Source organism: Corallococcus sp. AB049A, from assembly GCF_003668885.1.
Classification (GTDB): domain Bacteria; phylum Myxococcota; class Myxococcia; order Myxococcales; family Myxococcaceae; genus Corallococcus; species Corallococcus interemptor.
In genome coordinates this window covers 1-22,453 of sequence record NZ_RAWL01000104.1, presented here as the reverse complement: position 1 = coordinate 22,453, position 22,453 = coordinate 1, and the positions used below count along the sequence as shown (strand labels likewise).

The following is a 22,453-nucleotide window of genomic DNA, read 5'->3' as shown; positions in this document are numbered from 1 at the left end:
CCCCCGACAGCACCCTCCCTGCCGCCGCTTCCCACTGCTGTCGCGTCGTCACGTGGCTGGCGGCGCAGGAGCCGCTGCTCAGGCCCGGAGACGCTGCGCGGGCGGGAGGTCCTGCTGCGCGGGGGCTCATCGCCTTGCGCCTCCATCCACGCGGAGGAGGACGCTTCTCGCGGGGTGTAGCTCAAGCTGTGGCCATCCCCAGGCGCCTGCGGCACGGAGGCGCATCCCGTGATCAGCAGCACCATGGCCAGCAAGACGGTGTCAGCGCGCATCATCCACCCTTGGCTGCAATCCGGTGCGGCGTTCAGAAAACCAGTCATCAGCGTGAAGTAAAGCAAGGCCGTATAGCAGGCGGGCCCTGGTTCGACGATGACGTGACCGAGAGCATCCCTCTTCTGGGGGATGGCCTGGCTCCCGCCTCGCGGGATGTGATGCTCTTCCTGGAAGGCATGCCCGCCGCGCATGCCCATCTCTCGACCCGAGGGGGGAGCGTCATGAAGGTCCTGATTGGAGACACCGTCGTCCTCAAGCAGCAGGCGGGCAATCCCATTGGCATTGTGACCCGGCGCAATGGCAACACGCTCACGGTCCGGTTGCCCTGGCAGGACAACGCGCTGGAACGCGTGTCCCGGTCCGACGTGGAGCCGCTGGCCGTGGGGATGGCGGATGCGCGCATGCGGCAGGCGAAGTTCAGCAACTCGCTGAGTCTGGCGGGCCAGTCGTCGCTCGCGGAGCTGGTCAAGGCGTTTGGCTATGCCTCGGATGTCAAGATGCAGCGCTCGTCGCTGGGCAATGTCGTGCGTCAGCTCGAGCGGGCGGGCCTGGAGGTCAAACCGACGACCGGCAGCTGGGATCGCTACGCGCCGTTCGTCCTGGGGCTGAAGAACGCCCTGCTGGAGCCTCCCGAGCCCGACGACGACGAGGCGGATGAGGAGGCGCCGGGCCTGCCCTTCTCCTTCGCGCTGCCCCAGCCCTTCTGGCCCAGCGCCCTGGGCCTGTCCCAGGAACGGGAGGTCGCCTTCCTGCGGGCACTGACCGCTCCGGAGCCCATCCTCGCGCTCCTCTACCTGCCTGACAGCCGCGGCGCCGCGGACTGGCTGCAGGCCACGTGGGAAGGCGTGATGGGGTGGGCGTATCGCTCGGCCCAGCGCTTCATCCGCTCACCGGGCGGCGGCGAGCCTCCCGCACCGGAGGTCGTCCGCGGGCCGCCCACGCTGCTGCACGGCTATCTCCGGCCGTCCGTCCTGGCCTCGGAGGGGCCCCGGCTGCAGGACGGTCCGCGCACGCTCAACCTCGTCGCGCTCCGCCGTGACGCGGACGCCCCCGTGGATCATCAGCGGCTGCTCTCCACCTGGCCGGGCCCCGTCTTCGAGTTCGATGCCACGGCGATCTCCAGCGAGGGCACGCCCGTGTCGCGGCTCCTGCTGATGGTCGGTGGCAAGCACGAGAAGGCCACGGATGACTTCGTGGCGGACCTGTCGCCGTTGAAGCTGGTGCTGTGGAGCCGCGAGGCCTGTGCTCACGGCGCCGCGCAGGCGATGAACTCCTGGGGAGAGACGCTGAAGCGCGCTCCCTTCTCCCGGTTCAAGGGCAGCAATGAAAGCGCCACGGCGCTGTCGCTGAAGGCTCGCCTGGCGCAGTGGGTAGGCTTGCGCCATCCCAACTTGGAGCTTGAGTTCGAACACCGCCGCGAGGAGGTCCCGGACGAGGATGGCTCCACGCAGGAGGTGACCCGGACCGACCTTCATGTGGAGGCGCTGGGGAGCTTCGAGGTCGAGACCCTGGTGGGGAGCGGGCCGATGGAGACCTTCTATCACCGGAAGATCTTCTCGCGGCGCAAGGCGGGAGAGTCCTTCTCGCTCGTCGTGCCTGGCGAGGCCCTGCTCTGGGCGGGACCCTTCCTGGCGGACATCGCCCATCACCTGGGGGATGAAGGCGCGGTGCTGATCCCCGCGGCGGGGACGGCCTTCGCGCGGCTCGAACCGCGGCCGCTGACGGAGAACGCCTCGGAGGTGAAGGACCCTCAAGAGGCCCGGCGTGAGTCCACCATCGAGCTGGTGGAGCGTGACGTGGACCGGCTGCCGAAGCTCGAGGACGTCGCGGGCTACACCGCCGTCATTCAGCGCATCCAGCGCGACATCATCTGGCCGGAGCGCCGGGGCGCGCTGCTGCGCAATGTCTCGCGGGCCTCGGGCATCCTCTTCTTCGGACCTCCGGGGTGCGGCAAGTCACTCCTGGCCCGGGCCATCGCGGGCGAGCTCGAACAGGAGGTGCGCCTGCTCTCTCCGTCGGACCTGCGGGGGCCGTACCTTGGCTGGGGCTCCCTGATGATCCGCGAACAGTTCGACTGGGTCGTGGAGCAGGAGAAGCGGATGCTCGTGCTGGACGAACTGGACGCGGTGGCGCGTTCGCGGCGCAACGGCCAGATGCACAGCGACGAGAAGGCGGATGTAAACGAACTCCTCGTCCAGCTGGATCGCGCGGGCCGGCTGCGCAGGATCATCGTGGGCACGACGAACTTCCTGGGCGCGCTGGATGAAGCGGTCATTCGCAGCGGCCGGTTCGGGCGCTACGTCCCCGTGCCGCCTCCGGACCTGGAGGAGGCGGTCGAGATCGTCTCCTACTACCTGAAGCGGCTGAAGCGCGGCGGGCCGCGGGTCTTCGTTCCCAGCGATGCCGAGCTGAACGACGTCCTGGCTCCGCTGTTCCTGGAGAAACGGAAGGGCCAGCGCTTCTTCTCGGGCTCGGACCTGGAGGTCGCGGTCACGGAGGCCTACTGGCGGTGCGCGCAACGCGACACCCCGGTGGACACCCTGGATGCGGGGGAGGCCCCCGTGCACCTGACCCGGGACGAGCTGGCCGCCGCGCTGAAGGGCGGTCCCCGGTCCGTTTCGGAACACTCCATCCGCCGCTTCCTCCGGGAGGCCCAGCGTCATTGCGACGCCGAGCTCGCGGAGGCCCTCGCGCAGCGCTTCGAGGCGACGGAGTAGGGCGCGCGACATCCCCCCTGACTCCAGGGCGATTCGCACGGCGGTGGCGTCCGCCCCACCTTCCGGGGCCATGGCCACGACATCGCATGAGGCCCCGGAGGCGGGCCCGCAGTACCTGCCCACCCCGCTCGCGGAGGCCCGGGCGTTTGCCTGGGCCGACCTGCTGACTCCCACGCGCCAGGGCCTCCAGGAGCTCTTCTCCTGGCTGGAGGCCGCCTGCGAGGGCAACGCGAACGGGGCGAACACCAGCACCGAACACCTGTCCACCAGCCTGCTGGTCTCCGGAGCCCGGGGTTCCGGCAAGACGACGCTCCTGCTCAGCGCCGTGCAGGCACTGCGGGACTGGAAGTCCTTCGTGCGCGGGCCTCCCAGCCCCGAGGTGGCCTCGCTGTCCCGGACGCTCGAACGGCTGGAGCGGCGGGTCCTCTGGCTGGAACCGCTCGACCTGGAGCCCGTTCCCTCCCAGGCCAACCTGCTGGCCACGCTGCTGGTCCGCGTGCGGGCCGCGCTGGACCATTCCCGGCATGCGAAGGGGGCTCGCGGTGAATCCGCCCGGTGGGCCTCATCCATCCTGGAGGAGGGCGCGGAGGAGACGTGGGGGAAGCTGGATCACCTCATCCGCGACGCGTCGTTCATGTGGGAGGACATCCCGTCCACCACCGATGCCCGCGTGCGCGCGGAGCAGCAGATCCGCGCGTCGGAGATCTACGCCAACTTCCAGCCTCGCTTCGCCGACGCCATGGAGGACGTCGCCCGCACCCTGTCCATGCCTCGCTTCGGCGCGTCCGGCGGTGAGCAGGTGCTGCTCGTGCTGCCCATCGACAACGTGGACCGCAGCATCGAGCACCTCTACAACATCGTGAAGCTCACGCGCATGGTGGCCAGCCGTCACCTCTGGTTCGTGCTCGCCGCGGGTCACCAGGAGTTCCAGCGCTTCATGGAGCGCTCCTTCCAGCGGGAGCTCATCGTCTCGGGCCAGGCCGACATCGGTTCGCGAGGCCAGGAGGAGACGCTGGCCATCGCCCGGCGCCAGGCGGCCACCACGCTGCGCCGCGCGCTGCCTCCCAGCTACCGCATCGCGCTGGCTCCGGTGGAGCCCCACGAGGCCTGGCGCTTCCCCGTGGACGGGAAGGAGGAGTCGCTGGGCTCGCTCCTGCGGCGCCTGCGCCTGCCGACCGGCAAGCGGACCGAGTCGCGCGTCCTGGACACCTTCGCCGACCTGCTCGACCTGAACGGCCGGCTCATGCCCGACGTGGCGCGCTGCTACCGCGAAGCCCTGCGCACCGATGGCGCGGAGTCACGCGACACCGACGCGCGCCCGGATGAGCCGCTGCTCCAGCACGTGGGAAGGCTCGCGCTCAAGTTGCCCGCGCGGACCCTGCAGGACCTCTGGCTCGCCGTCCGCCGCGAGGTCCTGTCGGGCCTGCACTCCGAGGAGGAGCAGGGCGAGGCCGCCGTCCGGGTGGCCGCGGAGATGCTTCGCAACGCCATCGACGAGAGCGACCTGCCTGCCTGGGCCAGCGAGCAACTGCACCACCGCATCGTCCGGCCGGACGACCAGGGCCGCATCTGCCTGGACCTGACGGGCAGGCCCATCCGCCGCTCCAAGCGCACCAGCCTCCACGGCGTGCTCCAGGGGCCGCCGAGCGACCCCGGCGGAAACGGGACGGGCGCCCACGCCCGGGTCCTGGGCACGGAGGTGCACCTGCGCCGCTTCCACGAAGTGGTGCTGGTGCTGGAGGACCTGGAGGAGCGCGGCCGCGAAGCACCGCTGCCCTCGAACGTCAGCGGCTGGTTCATGCTCCTGCATGACGTGCTGATGCTCTTCGAGCAGCCCCGCGTGCTCAGCGCGGACGTGACGGCCCTGGAGATGAGCCCGGAGATGCTCGTCACCGTGCATGAGCTCTGGGCGGGCCGCGCGCGCGGAGAGCCGTTCGTCCAGGCCGCGTTCTGGTGGCCACCTCCGTCGTGGAACACCTTCATCGAGTTCGCCGTCCTCACCGCGCAGTGGCGCGCGTTCCTCGTGCGGCTCTCCAAGGGGTTCCTCTCCGCCAGTGGCGGGCAGGACGTCTCCCTGCGCGCGCGCTTCATCCAGGCCGCGTGGGTGGAGAACGTCTGCTCCGTGGCCGGGCTGACGCTGGGCCGGTGGGACTGGGGCGATGAGCGCCAGGGCGTCGTGTCCGTGCTGCGCGCCTCCCAACTGGACGCCGCGCTGGAGCGCTATGAACAACACGTGCGCGACACGGTGGCGCACCTCGTGACCCGGATCCAGGAGCGCAGCGCCGGGTATGACCGGCTCTGGACGGCGTGGACCTGGCTTCGCAACGAGCTGCCGCTCCAGGTGCTGCCGGAGTTCGCGCTCGCGTCCGATGCGCGCAGCCTGCTGCGCCAGCCGCCTGGCGCCGCCAGCGAGGACGGAGGCTGGGAGGCCCTGGTGAAGGACTGGCGCGCGCAGGCGCCCCGGCTGGTGGCCTTCCGGCAGCAGCGGGTGCGCGACGTGATGAACCTCTCCAGCGCGGCCGGGTCGCTCCGGCAGGCGCTCGGCGCGGGGGGAGGGCGCGCGTCGGCGGCGTATTACGGCTGGCTCGACACCGTGGTGGAGGCCTGGTTCGCGGTGGTGGATCACGACGGGGATCCGCTGGCGGGCGTGGTGCTGGGCTTGACGCCCCGCCTGGGGCCCGCATCCACGGATGAGCACCCGTGAGCCGCGAGGGCCCGCGCCCACCGCAGGGCAGCCTGGCCCCTCGCCGCGTCCCGGAGGCCTACGTGCGCGCGGAGGTGGCCAGCTTCCCGCTGACGAGCCTCGGGGGCTTCCGGTCAGCGGTGACGGAGCTGGTGCCGTCGCTGGACGCGGAGGCCGGGGCTCCCACGCGGGAGCTCTGGCGCGAGTGCGAGAGGAGCCTGTCGGAGCACGCCAGCGGCTGGTCGTTGGACCGGATCATCGCCGTGCGCGACGCGTTCTGGTTCCCCTCGCGAGGACACGTCAGCCACCGGCGCGCCCCGCGCCAGGCCGTGTCGATGTTCCACTACCTGCGGCACCTGGCGGACACCCACCTGGAGCGCCGGCCCGGCGTCACCGTCATCTTCCAGGGCACGGGCGCGGAGGCCGTGGAGGCCCTGACGCACTACCGCTGGCTGACGTTCGCGATGCCGGAGGACCTGCTGCTGGCCGCCGTGCCGGTGGAGCCGCCTCCCACTCGCGTGGACATCGAGCCGCCGCTCCTGGTGCGCCACCTGCTCGACCGCGGCGTGGCGGAGGTCCATCACCACGTCGGCGCGGGCATGGATTTTCCGCTGCTGTGGGCCTCGCTGCTGTCGGCCATCGGGGACGTGGGCCTGGATCCGCGCACGCTCACCGGGCCGGGGCTTCCCTTCGACGAAGGGGAGCTGCTGCTGCGCTGGTTCCTGGCGACCGGGGTGACCCGCTGTGTCCTCGCGGAGGTCCTGCTGCGCCACGAGACGCCGCCCGTGCTGGAGTTCGTGCGCGGGCTCTCGGAGTCCAAGGCGTGGCTGCCGCAGCGGCGCCGCGTGCTCTCGCGGACGCTGGAGGCGCTTTCGCGCGGCAGGCGGGACGTCCTTCCCGCGCTGGATGAGCTGCGCGGCCTCTACGAAGACCTCCATCCGCTGGCGTCCCGCAACGTGTCCGAACCTCCCGACACGCTCGACGAGGTGTGGCGGCGGTGCGATCCCATTGCCTTGCGGCTGCGCCTGAGCACGCCCAACGGAGGGGAGCGCTGGCTGGTGCGCGCGGGCCTGAAGCACCTGGCAAGCATGGAGCACGCAGGCGTCCACGACGTGCACTTCGACCGCCTCTTCTGGCAGGTCCAGCGGGTGCGGTGCATCGCCTACCGCGCCTATGTGCAGCGGCCGCTGACCGCGGGCCTCCAGTGGTTCATCCGCTTCTATGGCCGCCCCGGCGCGATGAAGCGGCCCCTGCGCGCCGTGCGCGCGGAGGTGTCCTATGCGGTCGCGGGGGGGGACCAGTCCATCGCCGCGCTGGAGGTCCGCACGAGCCTGGCGAATGATCCCATCCGCATCGCCGAGGAGCTGGCCTCGCTCACACACTCCTGGCGGGCCGTGCTGGGCCGCACGGGCGAGCGCGCCAGCGGTGGGCGTCCGCCGGAGTTCGGCGTGGTGATGCACCTCATCAAGGCCCGCGACCCGGCCCGTCACTGGACGCTGGGGCAGCCGCCCGCGCACGGCATGGGCACGTACGCGGAGCCGGTGCCGGAGGGACGGGTGCGGCTGGGCGGACGGTTCTCGGACTACTTCGCCTCGCAGTCGGTGCAGGTGGAGGCGCTGGTGGACCTGCTGCGGGCGGTGCCGCTGTCACTCTGGCTGGTGCGGGGGCTGGACGTGGCGTCGGACGAACTGAGCGTGCCCACGTGGGTGCTGGCGCCGCTGTACCGCTACGTGCGCTGGGGCGCCGCTCGCGCCGCGACGAAGCGGGAGGCCCGGGGCGCTCCACCGCTCCGGCTGACGTCGCACGTGGGCGAGGACTACCGGCACCTGATGGAGGGCCTGCGCCGCATCTACGAGAGCGTGCACTACCTGCTGGACCGCACCGGAGGGCGGCTGGGCCACGCCACCGCGCTGGGAGTCGAGCCCGGCACGTGGGCGGAGTCCGTGGGCGCGGTGATGATGCCCGCCGAGGACCGGCTGTGGGACCTGGTCTTCGAGTGGCGCCTCTACAGCGACTACCGGCTGCCACCGGCCCTGGCCGCGGTGGCACCTCCGGGACGCCCGCAGCGCGTGGAGAACATGCTGCGCGAGCTGTCCGAGTCCGTCTTCGGAGACTGCATCGCGCCGCACGTGATGGCCGAAGCGCACCACGTGCTGCACAACCTCTGGTGTCCGCCGCTGGCGCGGGAGGAGGGCGGCGTGGGGCTGGATGCCTTCAGCCGCACCTTCCGCCGGCTGGACTGGAGCCGGGTGCTCAACGCGGAGCAGGTCCGCGGTCTGCTCATCGCCTACCGGGAGGACGAGCGCGTGTTCCAGCGCGGGCAGCAGCTGGTGGACATCCCGCTGGACGCATCGGAGGTGGACGCGCTCCGGTCCGTGCAGGACGCGATGCGCCGGCACGTGGGCGCGCGGGGGACGGTCGTGGAGGTGAACCCGTCCAGCAACCTGCTCATCGGCAACCTGCTGGACCTGCGCAACCATCCCATCCTGCGGCTCAATCCTCCCGTCGCGGAGGACGGCGCGCCGCCGCCGGTGCCCATCGCCGTGGGCGCGGACGACCCCGTCACGTTCTCCACCTTCCTCCTGCGTGAATACTCCCTGCTGCACGAGGCGGCGCGCAGCGCGGGCTATTCCGAGCGGGTGGTGCACGAATGGCTGTCCAACATCCGCCAGACGAGCATGGACGCGCGCTTCACCGCCCCCTGGCGGCCCAATGCCTTGCACATGGCGGACGAGCTGCTGGATGCGCTGGCCCGCTTCGCCCGGCGGATCGTCACCCGTCACGAAGCCCCCACGCCCGCCTGAGCGTCACCGGGGCGCTGGCACCTGCGGGCGGGGCGCCGTCGTGCCCGCGGGGCTGGACGGAGGCAGCACCTTCTCCGACTGACCGAGGAGCCGGCCCAGCACCTTGTCCATGATGGAGCTCAGCAGCTTGTCCGCGGACCAGCCCGCGACGACGGCCAGCGCCATCAGCGTGAAGAACACGGCCTGGTTGTCGCTGACGACGATGTGGAAGAGCGCGGGGCTGGGGTCCACGCCCGTGCTCCCCGTCCGCGTGTCCACGGACAGCAGCATGCGGGACTGCTCCAGGAACAGGAGCATCAGCGCCGCGAACGCGCCGATGACGGGCTTTACCAGCAGGTGGTAGGCGAAGAAGCGGCCCGTCGCCCCCGTGGCGACGACGAAGCGCTCCTTCGATAACATGTTGGAGATGATGGCCCCGGAGGCCCCCGCGAAGCCCACCAGCAGCAGGCCCCGGGGCACCAGGTCGCTCGGCCAGGCTTGGATCAGCTCCCGGGAGAGCAGCAGGAAGGAGACGAGGAAGACCGCCAGCAACAACAGCGTGCTGAAAACCTGAAGCGTGACGTTGATGGAGAGCTGCCAGAACGTCTTGTCCACCTGCTGGTTGACCGTGTCGAGCGCCCCGCGCAGCACGTTGCGGCAGTACCGGTCCGCGTCGGCTCCGTCCTCCTGGGTGAGCCTGCGCACGCACCGGGGCAGGGGGCCGCTCACCTTGTCCGCGCCCAGCCAGAGCAGGGCCCGCGCCGTGTCCGCCACCCGGCGCCCGAACTGCTGTTCGATCTCCAGCGCCCTGGGCACCAGCATGTGCGGCGGCATCACCAGCAGGAGCAGCCCGTCCACATCGTGAATGAGCTCCCAGAAGGAGAAGGACCAGCGCCCCGCGGGCTTGTCCAGGCACCACCGGGCGGCAGCCAGCCTCTCCTCGCATTGCTTCAGGATGGCCAGGTCCTCGTCGTTGAGGTCCGTGCGAATCCGGCACAGCTCCAGGAGCGAGTCGTTGCTCTCCACCCTGTTCCAGAGCAGCTGGGTGGCCGAGCCGAACCCCCGCCGCCTCCGCTGGAAGCCCACGCGCTTCAGCAGCTCCGGGAACGGATGGTCTGGGAGCGTGTCGGTGGCCGCCATGAGGGACACATGGCCACGGCGCGGGCAGGTGACAACCCAGCCGGGCCGCGCAGTGCGTCAATGTCATGCGTCACCGTGTTTAGACAGCGAGATTTGATTAGCTCGAACGGGTGCTGATACGCCCGCTGCACCTCCACCCGGAAAGGTGCATCGCATGTCGCGTCGCTCCCGAATTGTCTCAAGATTCCTGTTCTCGCCGCTGCTCGCCCTGGCCTGCGGCCCCGTCACCGACGAACCGGCCGCGCCCGTGGAAGCGCCCGCCCAGGTGGCCCAGCCGCTGGCGGTGAGCGGCTTCGCGGAGATGCACCACCACATGTTCGCGGAAGAGGCCTTCGGCGGCGGGTGGTTCCATGGCGGCCACACCGGCACGCTGGCGAGCTGTGACGGCGGCATGCCGGAGAGCGACCATGCGCGCGTCCGCATGGACCTGCGCGACATGCTGAACCTGTGTCCCAACGCCGGCAGCGTGAACCTGGGCGGCATCCCCATCCTGTCGGACGTCTTCGGCGTGGGCGGCGCGGTGGCGTCGGAGGTCATCGGCCAGGTGGAGGGCACCGAGGGCGACACCGGCCTGCACCTGGGCCGCATGGAGACGCCCACCCAGTGGCCGCGCTGGGACACCATCGCGCATCAGCAGGCGTGGGAGGGCTGGCTCAACAAGGCCCGCCAGGGCGGCATGTCCCTGGTCATGGTGTCGCTGGTCAGCAACGAGTTCCTCTGCAAGGCGCTGCCGTACCAGAACCTCAAGCGGCCCTGCGACGAGATGATGGACGTGGACGTCCAGCTCCAGATGGCCCGCGACTTCGACGCGCGCACGGACTGGGCGGAGATCGCCCTGTCGCCCGCGCACGCCCGGCAGATCATCTCGCAGGGCAAGCTCGCGATGGTGCTCTCCATCGAGTCCAGCAAGCTCTTTGGCACCAAGGACTGGCGCGCGGAGCTGAACCGCGTCCATTCGCTGGGCGTGCGCTCGCTGCAGCCCGTGCACCAGCTGGACAACCGCTTTGGCGGCGCGGCCCCGCACAACGCCATCTTCCAGGTGGCCCAGTTCCTGGAGAACTGTCACATCGACACGGACTGCGGCCTCACCGGCAACGGCTTCACGCTGGGCTTCGACGTGGACGCCAACTGCAAGAACACCAAGGGCCTCACCGCGGACGGCAAGGCGCTGGTCCAGGAGATGATGAACAAGGGGATGCTCATCGACATGGCCCACATGTCCGAGAAGAGCGTCCAGGACGCGTATGCCCTGTCCCAGGGCCGCACGTACTACCCGCTGTTCATCTCCCACGGCCACTTCCGCGAGGTGATGAACCCGGAGCTGGCCGCCAACGAGAAGACGACGCCGTCGTGGGTGGTCCGCTACGTGCGCCAGACGGGCGGCATGTTCGGCCTGCGCACCGCGCACGACGAGACGCGCAACTACAACCGCACGCCGGTGGCCAACACCTGCCAGGGCTCCACGCGCTCGCTCGCGCAGGCGTACGAGTTCGGCCGCCAGGGCCTCAAGGTCAACATGGGCTTCGGCGCGGACCTGAACGGCTTCATCCAGCAGACGCGCCCGCGCTTCGGTGACTTCGGCGCGTGCTCCGCGGGCTTCCGCGCGGAGGCGGACGCGCAGGAGGAGCAGCAGCGCGTGTCCGGCCCGCCGCCGCTGGGCACCGACTTCGACGTGTACGGCCTGGCCCACGTGGGCCTGCTGCCGGACGTGGTGAAGGACCTGAAGCAGCTGGGCGTCAACACCACGGGCCTGGAGGGCTCCGCGGAGAAGTTCATCCAGATGTGGGAGCGCGCCAACGGCACCCGCACCGGCATGGCGGACGCGGCGAACGACATCGACACGAGCGGCGTCGACCCCTACGTCGCCAAGGCCACCCGCGAGGCGGCGTACCCGAAGATCTGCGGCAAGGCCTACGCCCCCAGCACCAAGCTGGTGTCGGAGACGTGCCGCTTCGACGCCGAGTGCAAGTCCAGCCTGTGCAGCGCGTGGGATGACTGCGGTGACGTGCCGGGCGTCTGCACCTGCTCGTCGGACTCGCACTGCGCCACGGGCCAGTTCTGCGGCTGGGGCACCAACGACGGCAAGTGCGTGAACAAGCGGCCCAAGGGCTCGCTGTGCTCCTCCGGCCGCGAGTGCCAGTCCGGCAAGTGCTCGTGGCTGATGTGCACCTGATTCCCCCGCAGTGAAACGGCCCCCGGGACTCTGGAGTCCCGGGGGCCGGATGCTTCCTCAAGGCCGACTGGCTAGCGGACCTGGAGGAAGGAGAACGACAGGCCCTGGTGCGTCGCCACCAGCTTGCCGCTCAGGTCCGTCAGCTCGCGGTAGTTCGTGGTGCTGCCGCTGTTGGTGAACTCGCTGAACACCGTGCGGCCGTCGACCTCGTACAGGAACGAGCTGCCCGTGCTGGCCGGCAGCGTGTCCACCAGCGTCGCGGGGGTGCCGGCGGCCGGGTCGATCTTCCACCACTTCCAGGCCACCGCGCTCGCCAGGGCGCGAGCGGCCGTGTCCGGCTGGACCGCGTACGCCGTCTCGTCCAGCACGCGCAGGTAGCCCGTGCCGTTGGGGCCCGCGAGCAGCGAGCCCGTGGCGCCGTTGTTCGTCAGCGCGCTCAGCTCCTTGAAGAAGGTCTTGTCGTAGGTGTTCGTCGCCGGGTCGAACTTCAGCAGGCAGGGGGTGGGCACGCTGGGGTTGCCGCCGGACACGCGCTTCTCCGCGGCCCCGTACGCCTCCGTCGCCAGGTACACCTGGCCGTCCGTGCCCACGATGCCGTCACGCACGTAGCCGCAGCGCACATCCCGCACCACCACCGCGCTGTCGTCCGCGGTGTCCACCACGATGATGCCCGCCTGTTTGGTGACGGCGGCGCCCGCGCGCCAGCCCAGCGGCATCAGCACCTTGGTGCCCACGCGCAGCGGGTTGGAGGCGAAGGTCGTCGTGCTCCCGGCGAAGGTCATGTCCGGCAGCGAGATGCTGTTCGTCACCGTCATGTCCTTCGGGTTCCAGATGATGACCTGTGAGCCGCGGCCGTCGAAGTAGTAGGCCTTGGTCTCGGACACGAACTGGAACTGGTTCTGGTACTCGCTGATGGCGGTGACGCCCTTGCCCGCGAAGCTGACCTCTCCCGCCTTCTCCAGCGTGTTGTTGGCCGTCACGTTGTAGCGGGTGACGGTGCCGCCAGCGCTGCTGGAGACGAAGATGGCGCCCGACTTCGGGATGCCGGAGCCCAGCGCGCGGCCGTTGATCTCCGTGGCGTTCGTCAGCGACAGCGGCGTGGCCGGGTCCAGCTTGTCCGTCAGGACGACGTAGCTCGTGGACGCGGTGTCGGTGCTCACCTGCGCGACGAAGGCGTACAGCGACGTCTGCGTGCCCGCGTCCGGGGTCTTGTTGTCGTCATCGTCGTCGCCACAGGCCGCGGTGAAGGCGAGGGAGAGCGTGAGCAGCAGGCGCGCGGAGGGGCGGAGGAAGGGTGAAGGCTTCAAGGACTTCCCTTTCAGTGGGGGTGTGGAGGGCTGCGAAGAACGGAAGCGCGCGGCTCAGCGCTCCAGCGTGAACTTGGCGGCGATGATCCGCCCGGGGCGCTGGACCCCGTAGAAGTCGAAGGTCCGGGCGTTGGTGAGGTTCTGGAAGTCCAGCGTCCAGCTCAGCCGCGTCGTCATGTCTCGGATGACGTAGGTGAGCGCCAGCGTGTGCGTGAGCTGCGAGTCGATGCGCAGCTTGGAGTCCTGGTTCCCCAGCCCCTCCCACGCGAGCAGGAAGTCATCCATGAAGCGCGTGCGCCAGGTGACGAGCAGCTCGTCCTGGAAGCGCAGCAGCCCCGTCAGCCGCCCCTGCGCGCTGGCGTTGGCGGTGAGGTAGGGGCGGTTGGGGATGCGCTGTCCGTTGAAGTCGGCGTAGCGGCCTTCGGTGGACGTGTTGCGCAGGTCCTGCCACGTGGCGTTGGCGTCCAGGCTCAGGTAGCGGCCCGGTGACGTCCAACCGGCTGAGCCGAGCACCCCCAGCGAGCGCGCCGCGATGACGTTCTCGTAGGTGTAGAAGCTGCCCTGCGGCGTGAGGAAGATGAGCTGATCCGCCAGCCGGGCGAAGCCGCCCACGTTGACGCGGAAGCTTCCGGCGCGGCCCGGCTCGGAGGTGTAGCCCAGCCCCAGGTTGAAGTTGTGGCTGGTCTCCGGCTGGAGCTCCAGGTTGTCCTCGATGAGCAGGCCGTCGCCGAAGAGCTCGTCCGGGCGGGGCAGCCGCGTGGCCCACTCGTAGGAGGCCTTGGCGCTGAGCGCGTTCGTGATGCGGAAGCGCAGGCTGTCACCGGCGCCGAATGCGTGCGCGGTGCGGCCCAGGTCCAGGAACTCCGCGCTGGCCAGGAGCTTCTGCGCGCGCACGTCCTGGAGGTAGTCCTTCACGAAGGCGATGTTCTGCAGCCGCCCGTCGAAGGCATCGGCCTGGTACTCCAGGCCCGTCACCACCGACGTCACGCCCCGGGGCGCGGAGAGCGGGTCCGGCTGGTTGTTGGCTTCGAGCCGGCGGTCCTCGCCCGTTCGCGCCACGACGGTGGGCGAGACGGCGAGCCGCAGCGTGTGCGCGCCGCCGGGCACGGGCGTCCAGGCCGCGTTGAGGCGCGCGAACGCGGTGTGCTGGTTGACGTAGCGCTCCGTGCCCCCTTCGGTGATCTCTCCCGGCTGGGGCAGGGTGATGAAGCAGCGGCCGTACCAGTCGTAGGCGCACGAGCCGATGTCCAGGAACCGGTTGCGGCGGAACGTGTACCCGCCCACCGCGTCCACGGTGACGCCCGGATCGTAGGTCTGCGAGTAGCGCAGCGTGGCGCCCGCGGAGCCCTCGGTGGTGGTCACCTCGCCGTAGGGGGACTCCATGGTGACGTCGTTCTGGATGTCGCGGCCGGCGGCGTTGAAGAAGCCGCGCACGAGCAGGCGCCGGGCCCAGGGCTTGTCCACGAAGCCCGCCTCGACGCTGGCGCCTCCCGCGCGGTAGCCGTCGTGGAAGCGCCGCACCTCCACGGGCGCGAGCTTGCCCAGGTCGTTGGCCACCTCCACGTTGACGGGGTAGTCGTTGCGCGCGTCGTCGTAGAAGCCGTGCGCGCGCATCAGCAGGCCGGTGGACTCCTGGTAGTGGCGGGCGCTCGCGGTGAAGCGGTTCGTGTTGAAGGAGGCCAGCTCGTAGGACCCCGCCACGGCCGAGCCGCGCACGTCCTGGTCGGTGACGAGCTCCACCGCGCCGCCCAGCACGTCCGCGCCGAAGCGGATGGGAACGACGCCGGTGTAGACCTCCATCTGCTGCACCAGGTTCACCGGCACGTTCGCCAGGCCCGGGCCGTAGCCCGCGAACTCCAGCGGGACGCCGTCGATGAAGAAGCGCACCTGATCATCCGACAGGCCCGCGATGGAGATGCGCGCGCCGCTGCCCAGGCCGCCCGTGCGGCGCACGTCCACGCCCTCCGTGCGCGACAGCGTGGTACCCAGGTCGGCGGACTCCATGCCGGCCTGCTCCAGCTCGATGACCTGCACGGCCTCCGCGGACTTGCGGCGGCGCTCCGCGCGCGTCTCGCCCACGGCGGTGACCTCGACGTCCTCCTGGTATTCCGCCGGGGCTTCGTCCTGCGCCTGTGTGGCTTGGGGGGCGCTGGACAGGGCGGGCGGCGGCGTCGCGGCCACGGCCCTGGAGCGGCCGGGGAGCTGGAAGACGTAGGTGTACGTGACGCGCGCGGGGGCAGCGACGCCGTTGCGCTTCGCGGGCGTGAAGCGGAACTGGAGCGCGGCGGTGCGCGCGGCCTCGTCGAAGCCGTGGCCCACGGGCTCCATCACCTCCGCCTGCGTCACCACGCCCTGCGTGTCCACGCGCAGGCGCAGGCGGACGTTCGCCTCCAGCTGGGCGCTCTCCGCCTCCGGGGGGTAGGGCGCCTCCACGGCGTGGAGCAGCTTCGGCAGCTCGATGACGGGTTCCGCTGGCGCGGCTTCCGTCGCGGGAGGCGGGGGCTCCGGCTGCTCCTGGCCCGCGGATGCAGGGGTGCCGAGAAAGACCGACGACAGCAGGGCCACGCCCGCCCGGGACCGCCACCTGCGCTTCGCTTCGATTGCGATTATGAAAATGGTTATCATTTTCAACGGCGCGACGTTTAGCCGCACGCTGTCTGGGCTGTCAAGGCTCCATGGCAATCAGGCAGCGCGGTCCTGGGGAGCCTTCACCGTCGTGTGAAGGCCGTCCGCGACGCGGAACGCGAGCTGGAGGGATTGGTCCGCGTTGAGCCGCGGATCGCAGTGCGTGTGATAGCGGTCGGAGAGGTCGTCCTCGGACACGTCCAGCGGGCCGCCCAGGCATTCGGTGACGTCCTGGCCGGTCATCTCCAGGTGGAGGCCGCCGGGGTGGACGCCCTCGGCGGCGGCGACCTGGAGGAAGCCCATCACCTCCGCGAGGATCCGCTCCAGCGAGCGCGTCTTGTAGCCGTTGCTGGCCTTGTGCGTGTTGCCGTGCATCGGGTCGATGGACCACACCACGGGGCTGCCGTGGCGCCGGGTGGCGGCCATCAGGCGGGGCAGGCGCGCGGCGACCTGATCCGAACCGAAGCGCCCGATGAGCGTGAGCTTGCCCGGGAGGCCCTGGGGGTTGAGCGTGTCGATGAGGCGCACCAGGTCGTCCGGCTCCATCGTGGGACCGCACTTGAGCCCGATGGGGTTCTGGATGCCGCGCATGAACTCCACGTGGCCGCCGTCCAGCTGGCGGGTGCGCTCGCCAATCCAGAGCATGTGCGCGGACGTGTCGTACCAGCCGCCTGTGGCTTCATCGGCGCGGGTCATCGCCTGTTCGACGTTGAGGAGCAGGGCTTCGTGGCTGGTGAAGAAGTCCACGGGGCGCACGGCGCCTTCGGACTCCGGCCGGTGTCCCAGCAGCCGCGTCAGGTCCGTGTATCCCTCGCGCGCGAAGGCCCGGACCAGCTGCATCGTCTCCGCGGACTGGTGGTAGGCGCGCAGCAGGCGCTTGGGGTCCGGCGTGCGCTCGCGTGCGTCGAACTCCATGCCGTTGATGATGTCGCCCCGGTAGCTGGGCAGGGTGACGCCGTTGAGGGTCTCCGTGGCGTTGGAGCGCGGCTTGGCGAACTGGCCCGCGATGCGGCCCACCTTCACCACGGGGCAGCCGCCCGCGAAGGTGAGCACGCCCGCCATCTGGAGCAGCAGCTGGAAGGTGCCGCGCACGTTCGCGGCGGAGAACTCCTTGAAGCTCTCCGCGCAGTCGCCACCCTGGAGGAGGAAGGCCTTGCCCTCGGCGACCTGGCCCAGGGCCTCGCGCAGGCGGCGGACCTCCTCGGCGTGCACCAGGGGCGGCAGCCGCGCGAGCTCCGCCTCCACGCGCGCGAGGGCTCCGAGGTCGGGGTAGTCGTCGGGGATGTAGCGGACCGGCTTTGCCCGCCAGGAGGAGGGGGACCAGGGGCTGTTCGTCACGGGAGCGCCGTCACTTTCGGGGGCAGGATTCCCTGCGCGACGCAGGAGTCGAGATAGCGGTAGAGGAGCTTCCGGTCGGTGGGCGGGCAGCGGACGCCGGTGCCCTCCAGCGCGGCCAGCAGCCGTTCACAGCGGATGGGGCCCAGGCCGAAGGCCGGGGTGGAGTCCCCGCTGCGCAGGTCGAAGAACGCGAGCGTGGCGTCGTGGCCGCCGGAGCCCTTCGCGACGCGGTCGCGCCACTCCGGGACGGGGCACAGGTCCAGCGGGTAGCCGTAGTCGCGCACCCAGCCGAACAGCTCGGACAGGCGCACCTCCTCGGCGGGCGTCACGTTGAACACGGCGCCAGGATGCGACGCGCGGGCGAGCTGCACGATGGCGCTGGCCACGAAGTCCACGGGCGTCCAGACCTCGCCCACGTCCAGCAGTGGCAGGGCACGCACGGGCAGGCCCGCGAGCACGATGCGCCACACCAGGTCCTGCGTATTGACGAGCGCGGTGTCTGGCGCGCCCACCACGCGGCCCAGGCGGTACACCGTCGCGGGCAGGCCGCGCTCGGAGGCCTGTTGCACCAGCCGCTCCGCGATCCACTTGGACTGCTGGTAGCCGTCGCGAAGGCCGGGATGCGCGGGGACGAACGCCTCCGGCACGTCCGGGGACAGGTTCGCCTGCGGAGCCACCGCGAGCGTGGACACGTAGTGGAAGGGCTTGGGGCGGACGGCGGCGGCCAGTTTGAGCAGTTCGCGCGTGCCGCGCACGTTGACGCCCTGGAGGCTGCCGTACTCGCGCACGACGCTGACCACGGCGGCGTTGTGGATGACGGCGTCGCATTCCACGGCCAGGTTGTGGAAGCGCGTGGCGTCCAGGCCGAGCATCGGCTGGGAGAGGTCCGCCGGCAGCGCGAGCACCCGCGCCTCCAGCCCCGCCGTGGGCAGCTTCTGGCCGGTCAGCGCCGAGCGCAGCCGCTTCATGGCCTGCGCTTCGTCCTTCGCGCGGACGGGGCAGATGACGCGCGCGTCCGTGCGGGTGAGGAGCCGGTGCAGCAGGTGCGCGCCGACGAAGCCGGTGGCGCCCGTGAGGAGGACCTGACGGAAGCCCTGGGACCGGCGCGGCAGCTCGCGCGCCCAGGCTTCGGCCGTGGAGGAGGGGACGATGTCCTCGCCCAGCTCCGCGTCCGCGAGCATGGCGGGTGTGAGGCCACCGGTCTCCACGCCGCCCGTGCTTCCGCCCTGGAGCGCCTGGGCGAGGCCGGACACGGTGGGGTGCTTGAAAACGGTGGCGACGGGGACATCGCGGCCCACGGCGATGCCCAGGCGGTTGGCCACCTGGATGCTCTGGAGGGACTGGCCGCCCAGCTCGAAGAAGTCATCCTGAAGTGACGTGGCGGCGCGGCCCAGGACCTGTTCCCAGACCTCCAGCACCGTGCGCTCCATGGGCGTCGCGGAGGCGAGCAGCGCGGCGCTCTCGTCCGCGGGCATCGCGTTCTGGAGGGCCTTGCGGTCGATCTTCCCGGTGCTGGTGCGAGGCAGCCGCTCCGCGAAGGCGAAGGCGCTGGGCACCATGGGGGCGGGGAGCGCCGTGAGCAGGTGCTTGCGCAGCTCCGCGGGCGAGGGCTCGGGCGAGGCAACGAGGTGCGCGCACAGCCGGCGGGACCCGCCCGGCAGCACCTGGCCGACGACGGCGGCCTCACGGACACCGGGGTACTTCAGCAACACGGTTTCGACTTCGCCCGGGTCGATGCGGTGGCCGCTGATCTTGAACTCGTCATCCACCCGGCCCACGAACACCAGCTGGCCGTCGTCGCGCACGCGCACCTTGTCGCCGGTGCGGTAGGCGCGGGGGGAGCCGTCCACTGCGTCCAGGCGGGTGAAGCGGGCGGCGTCCAGCTCCGGGCGGCCCAGGTAGCCGCGAGCGAGCGCGCCGCCCATCAAGCACAGCTCGCCTTCCTTGCCGGGAGCGGCCAGTTGGCCCTGCGGCGTGATGACCGCGGCGATGACCCCGGGCAGCGGACGGCCGATGGGGACTTCGTCACCGGAGGGCAGGGCGTTCGGGCCCGCGATTTCGGCGACGGTGGCGACGACGGTGGCCTCGGTGGGGCCGTAGGTGTTGAGCAGGTGCACGCGGTCGCCCGCGACGTCCCGCCAGCGGGCGATGCGCTCCGGGAGCGCGGCTTCGCCGCCGATGATGACAGTGCGAAGTGCGTCGGGCAGCCGGGCGGCGCCGGTGGACAGGCTGTAGGCAAGCTCGTGCCAGAAGGCCGTGGGCAGATCGAGCAGGGTGATGCCCGCTTCGGCGCAGGACTCCATGAGGCGTGGCACGGACTGGAGCATCTCATCCGTGCGCAGCACCAGCCGTCCACCCGCGCACAGCGTGACGAAGATCTCCTCCACGCTGGCATCGAAGTGGAGCGGGGCGAACTGGAGCACCCGGTCTTCGGGACCGACGCCGTAGCGCTGCGTCGCACCCGCGACGAAGTGGGCCAGGGCCCCGTGCGTGATCTGCACGCCGTTCGGTTGGCCCGTGGAGCCGGACGTGTAGATGACGTACGCGAGCCGGGCCTCCGGGTTGGAAGAGGGATCGGTGGCGTCTTGTTGCTCCAGGCGCTGCACGACGAGGACGCCCGGTGCGGTCGGATCCGTGTCGGGCGAGGGGCGCTCGGACAACACCATCGCGGTGGGGCGTGCGTCCTGGAGGATGGCCGCGTTGCGTGTGGCCGGACCGGTCGGGTCGATGGGCAAATAGCCCGCGCCTGCGAACAGGATGCCCAGGCTGGACACGATGGCGTCGATGCCCCGGGGGACCTTGACCGCCACCGCCGTGTCGGGCCGTACGCCTGCTTCGACCAGCCGCGATGCCAGGGCCTGCGACGCCGTCACCAGCTCGCGGTAGGTCATCCGCCAACGGCCGTGCTCCAGCGCAATCGCGTCCGGACGGACCTCGGCCTGCGCCTTCAGCAGCTCCAGCACCGGGCGCACCGTTGGCACCGGACCGCCGTCCAGCACGGAGCCCACCGCGCCCGCCGCCGCCCGCCGCACCGGCTGCTCAGGCTGGGCGAGCAACGACTCCAGCAACTGGAGGAATCCTCGCTGGTGCTCCTCGAGCGATGCCTCCGTGTAGCAGGCGGGATTCGCGTCCAGGTCCACGCGCAGCGCCGCCCCTCCCGAACGCGCATGGAAACCGAACGACAGGTCCTCCACCGGACCCGCGGAGATGTTGTGTGCCGTGCCCGGCACGCCCGCGAAGTCCAGGGCGTAGTCGAACGGCATGATGTTGACGACCGGGCCGAAAAGCTTGCGCTGCCCACCCACGAGCCGCAGGTCTCGCCGGAGCTGTTCGTAGCGATAGCGCAGGTGCGGCCGCGCGGCCTTCATCTCCGCCGCCACGTCGCGCGCCAGCGCGTACAGCCCCGCGTCCGGACGCACGGCGATGCGCAGCGGCACGATGTTCATCGCCATGCACGGCACGCGCAGCGACGCCGAACCCAGGCGGCCCATCACCGGCAGTCCCAGCACGGCCTCCGGCGCACCCGTGCGCTGGTGCAGGTAGATGGCCGTCACGGCCAGCACCAGGTCGGACCAGCTCACGCCCGCCTGCTTCGCGCCCGCCTGCAACGCCGCCATCAGCTCCGGCCGCAGGTGCTCCGACCGCCGCAGGAACCGCGACGACATGGGCGCCGCCTCCGCGAGCAGCGCGGGCACCGGCGCGTCCTCGAATCTCCCCACCCAGAAGTCGCGGTCCTTCTGAAGCTGCGGGCCGTTCCGGTACGCGACGTCCTCATCCAGCACAGGACCCAACCGGCTGAACCCCGCCGGCGCCGCCTTGCCCGTCACCTCCGCCGTGTAGAGCTCCGCCACCCGCCGCGCGAGCAGTGAGAAGCCATACCCATCCATGGCGATGTGATGGATGCGCTGGAACCAGAACGACCGCTCCGGCCCCACCGTGAGCAGCGCCTGCGCGAACAGCGGCCCCGTGCCCAGGTCCACCGTGCGGCCCAGGTCCTTCCACATCCACTCCTGAGCGGCGGCCCATGGGTCGGCCTCGCCGCTCAGGTCCACGCGCTGGAGCGTCCAGTCCGTCCCCGCGTCGATGCGCTGGACCGGACCGTCCCCACCCGCGACGAAGCGCGAGTGCAGCGCGTCCGTGTCCGCCACCGCCTTGCGAAGCGCGGACTCGAAGCGCACCGGATCCACGGCGCCCCGGAACTCGATGCACTCCCCGGCGTTGTAGACGGGGCTCTTCAGGTCGAGCTGTTGCCCCACCCAGATGCCGTGCTGGGCCGCGGTCAGCGGGCGGTTGTCCTGGGATGGGTGCATGACGGGGAACTCCGAAGTGGAAGAAGGGCGGGTTATGAGACGCGAGCGCCAGGGGCCATCGCGACCGGCTGCTTCGCGGCGAGCAGCGCGTACCAGTCCGTGAGCGTCGGCTTCTCCGCGAGCTCCACGAAGGACACCTCCGTGCCGCCCTGCCGCCAACGCTCCACCAGGCTCATCAGGCGGATGGAGTCCATGCCGCGCTCCAGCAGGTTGTCGTCCTCGCCAATCGCGGAAGCGGACTCCATCAGCAGCTCCGCCACGGCCGCGCGAAGCTGCTCGCGGTCCACCGCTGGAACAGCCGCCTGCACGGGCATCGCGTCGATGACCTGCTGCGTGGTGGCGACGAACGCGACCAGCTGCGACGCGTAGTCCAGCGCCATCCGGTGCTTCTCCAGCGAGAAGTCCGCCACCGCGTCCGCGACGAGGAACGGACGGATCTCACTCATGGAGCCGTCGCTCGCCGTCTGCAGGCAGCCGATGTGCGCGTAGATGCCGCAGATGATGAGCTGGTCGCGGCCCATGTCCCGCATCAGGTCCATCAGGCGCGTGTTGCGGAACGCGCTGTAGCGCCACTTGGTGAGGACGGTGTCGCCCTCGGCCGGGGTGAGCGCTTCGATGATCTGCTGCTTCGGACCGGCGCGGACACCCGGGCCCCAGAACTCCAGCTGGAGGCCGCGCTGCTCCGGCGTCTGGTCTCCCGGCTGCGCGGAGTAGACGACGGGGATGCCCAGCTTCACCGCGTGCTCGCGCAGGCGCTGGATGTTGGCCACCAGCTCCGTCACCGGAGACTGGCCCTGCGTGAAGGCGTCCACGAAGTAGCGCTGCATGTCGTGGATGAGCAGCACGCAGCGCTGGGGCTCCGGCGTCCAGGCGAGCTTGTTCCGGGGCAGGTCCGCGGCTCCGGGCATGGAATAGGGGGCAATGGCAGGCAGTGCCATGAAGGGCTCCTGTTTCAGGGAGAAGGAGTGGAGAGGGACTGGCGCAGGCTGTCGCGCAGCGCCTTCTTGCTGACCTTGCCGACGCCCGTCTGGGGGAAGGACGCGACGAACTCGATGCGGTCGGGGATCTTGAACGACGCCAGGCCGCGCTGGCGCAGGAAGGCGT

The 22,453-nt window shown here is 70.8% G+C and carries 10 protein-coding genes and 1 pseudogene; 4 read left to right on the top strand and 7 right to left on the bottom strand.

What is annotated here, in order from left to right:
- Nucleotides 1-470, bottom strand: a pseudogene (locus D7X55_RS44630) (hypothetical protein); the annotation flags it as partial.
- Nucleotides 471-494: 24 nt separating this feature from the next.
- Here D7X55_RS44630 and D7X55_RS13945 point away from each other — a divergent pair.
- From D7X55_RS13945 to D7X55_RS13935, 3 genes are all read left to right on the top strand, one after another.
- Nucleotides 495-2,990, top strand: a complete 2,496-nt coding sequence (locus tag D7X55_RS13945) for an ATP-binding protein (RefSeq protein WP_120547005.1) — start codon at nt 495-497, stop codon at nt 2,988-2,990.
- Between the two features lie 70 nt (nt 2,991-3,060).
- Nucleotides 3,061-5,694: an ATP-binding protein gene (locus D7X55_RS13940; RefSeq protein ID WP_120547004.1), complete on the top strand. Its 2,634-nt coding sequence runs from the start codon at nt 3,061-3,063 to the stop codon at nt 5,692-5,694.
- On the top strand, nt 5,691-8,477 hold the full coding sequence (locus D7X55_RS13935; protein WP_121723314.1) for a hypothetical protein: 2,787 nt from the start codon (nt 5,691-5,693) through the stop codon (nt 8,475-8,477). The genes D7X55_RS13940 and D7X55_RS13935 overlap by 4 nt, the downstream gene beginning before the upstream one ends.
- A 3-nt stretch (nt 8,478-8,480) precedes the next feature.
- Here the strand turns inward: D7X55_RS13935 and D7X55_RS13930 are convergent, their stop codons facing one another.
- Nucleotides 8,481-9,596 carry a hypothetical protein gene (locus D7X55_RS13930; protein WP_120547002.1) on the bottom strand — a complete coding sequence of 372 codons (1,116 nt, stop codon included), beginning with the start codon at nt 9,594-9,596 and terminating at the stop codon, nt 8,481-8,483.
- Between the two features lie 154 nt (nt 9,597-9,750).
- Between D7X55_RS13930 and D7X55_RS13925 the strand changes: the two genes are divergently transcribed.
- Complete coding sequence (locus tag D7X55_RS13925) at nt 9,751-11,769, top strand: membrane dipeptidase (protein WP_121723312.1); 2,019 nt, start codon at nt 9,751-9,753, stop codon at nt 11,767-11,769.
- Nucleotides 11,770-11,840: 71 nt separating this feature from the next.
- Here D7X55_RS13925 and D7X55_RS13920 read toward each other — a convergent pair whose 3' ends face one another.
- From D7X55_RS13920 to D7X55_RS13900, 5 genes are all read right to left on the bottom strand, one after another.
- The gene (locus D7X55_RS13920) at nt 11,841-13,076 is read right to left on the bottom strand and encodes a hypothetical protein (protein ID WP_121723311.1); all 1,236 of its coding nucleotides are present in this window, start codon (nt 13,074-13,076) and stop codon (nt 11,841-11,843) included.
- A gap of 54 nt (nt 13,077-13,130) precedes the next feature.
- Entirely contained in the window at nt 13,131-15,641 is a 2,511-nt protein-coding gene (gene mxcH / locus D7X55_RS13915) for a TonB-dependent siderophore myxochelin receptor MxcH (protein WP_233609843.1), read from the bottom strand.
- A 117-nt stretch (nt 15,642-15,758) separates the two neighbouring features.
- Nucleotides 15,759-17,039 (bottom strand): 3-deoxy-7-phosphoheptulonate synthase class II, encoded by a 1,281-nt coding sequence (locus D7X55_RS13910; RefSeq protein WP_121723309.1) that lies wholly within the window; start codon nt 17,037-17,039, stop codon nt 15,759-15,761.
- Nucleotides 17,036-21,349, bottom strand: a complete 4,314-nt coding sequence (gene mxcG / locus D7X55_RS13905) for a myxochelin non-ribosomal peptide synthetase MxcG (RefSeq protein ID WP_121723308.1) — start codon at nt 21,347-21,349, stop codon at nt 17,036-17,038. Before mxcG ends, D7X55_RS13910 begins: the two co-directional genes overlap by 4 nt.
- Nucleotides 21,350-21,381: 32 nt before the next feature.
- Entirely contained in the window at nt 21,382-22,287 is a 906-nt protein-coding gene (locus tag D7X55_RS13900; protein WP_121723307.1) for an isochorismatase family protein, read from the bottom strand.
- Between the last annotated feature and the right edge of the window lie 166 nt (nt 22,288-22,453).

Bases quoted from the DNA above. Each gene is read 5' to 3' on its own strand.
- D7X55_RS13945 (WP_120547005.1), top strand. From the start codon at position 495: ATGAAGGTCCTGATTGGAGACACCGTCGTCCTCAAGCAGCAGGCGGGC.
- D7X55_RS13940 (WP_120547004.1), top strand. From the start codon at position 3,061: ATGGCCACGACATCGCATGAGGCCCCGGAGGCGGGCCCGCAGTACCTG.
- D7X55_RS13930 (WP_120547002.1), bottom strand. From the start codon at position 9,596: ATGGCGGCCACCGACACGCTCCCAGACCATCCGTTCCCGGAGCTGCTG.
- D7X55_RS13925 (WP_121723312.1), top strand. From the start codon at position 9,751: ATGTCGCGTCGCTCCCGAATTGTCTCAAGATTCCTGTTCTCGCCGCTG.
- mxcG (WP_121723308.1), bottom strand. From the start codon at position 21,349: ATGCACCCATCCCAGGACAACCGCCCGCTGACCGCGGCCCAGCACGGC.
- D7X55_RS13900 (WP_121723307.1), bottom strand. From the start codon at position 22,287: ATGGCACTGCCTGCCATTGCCCCCTATTCCATGCCCGGAGCCGCGGAC.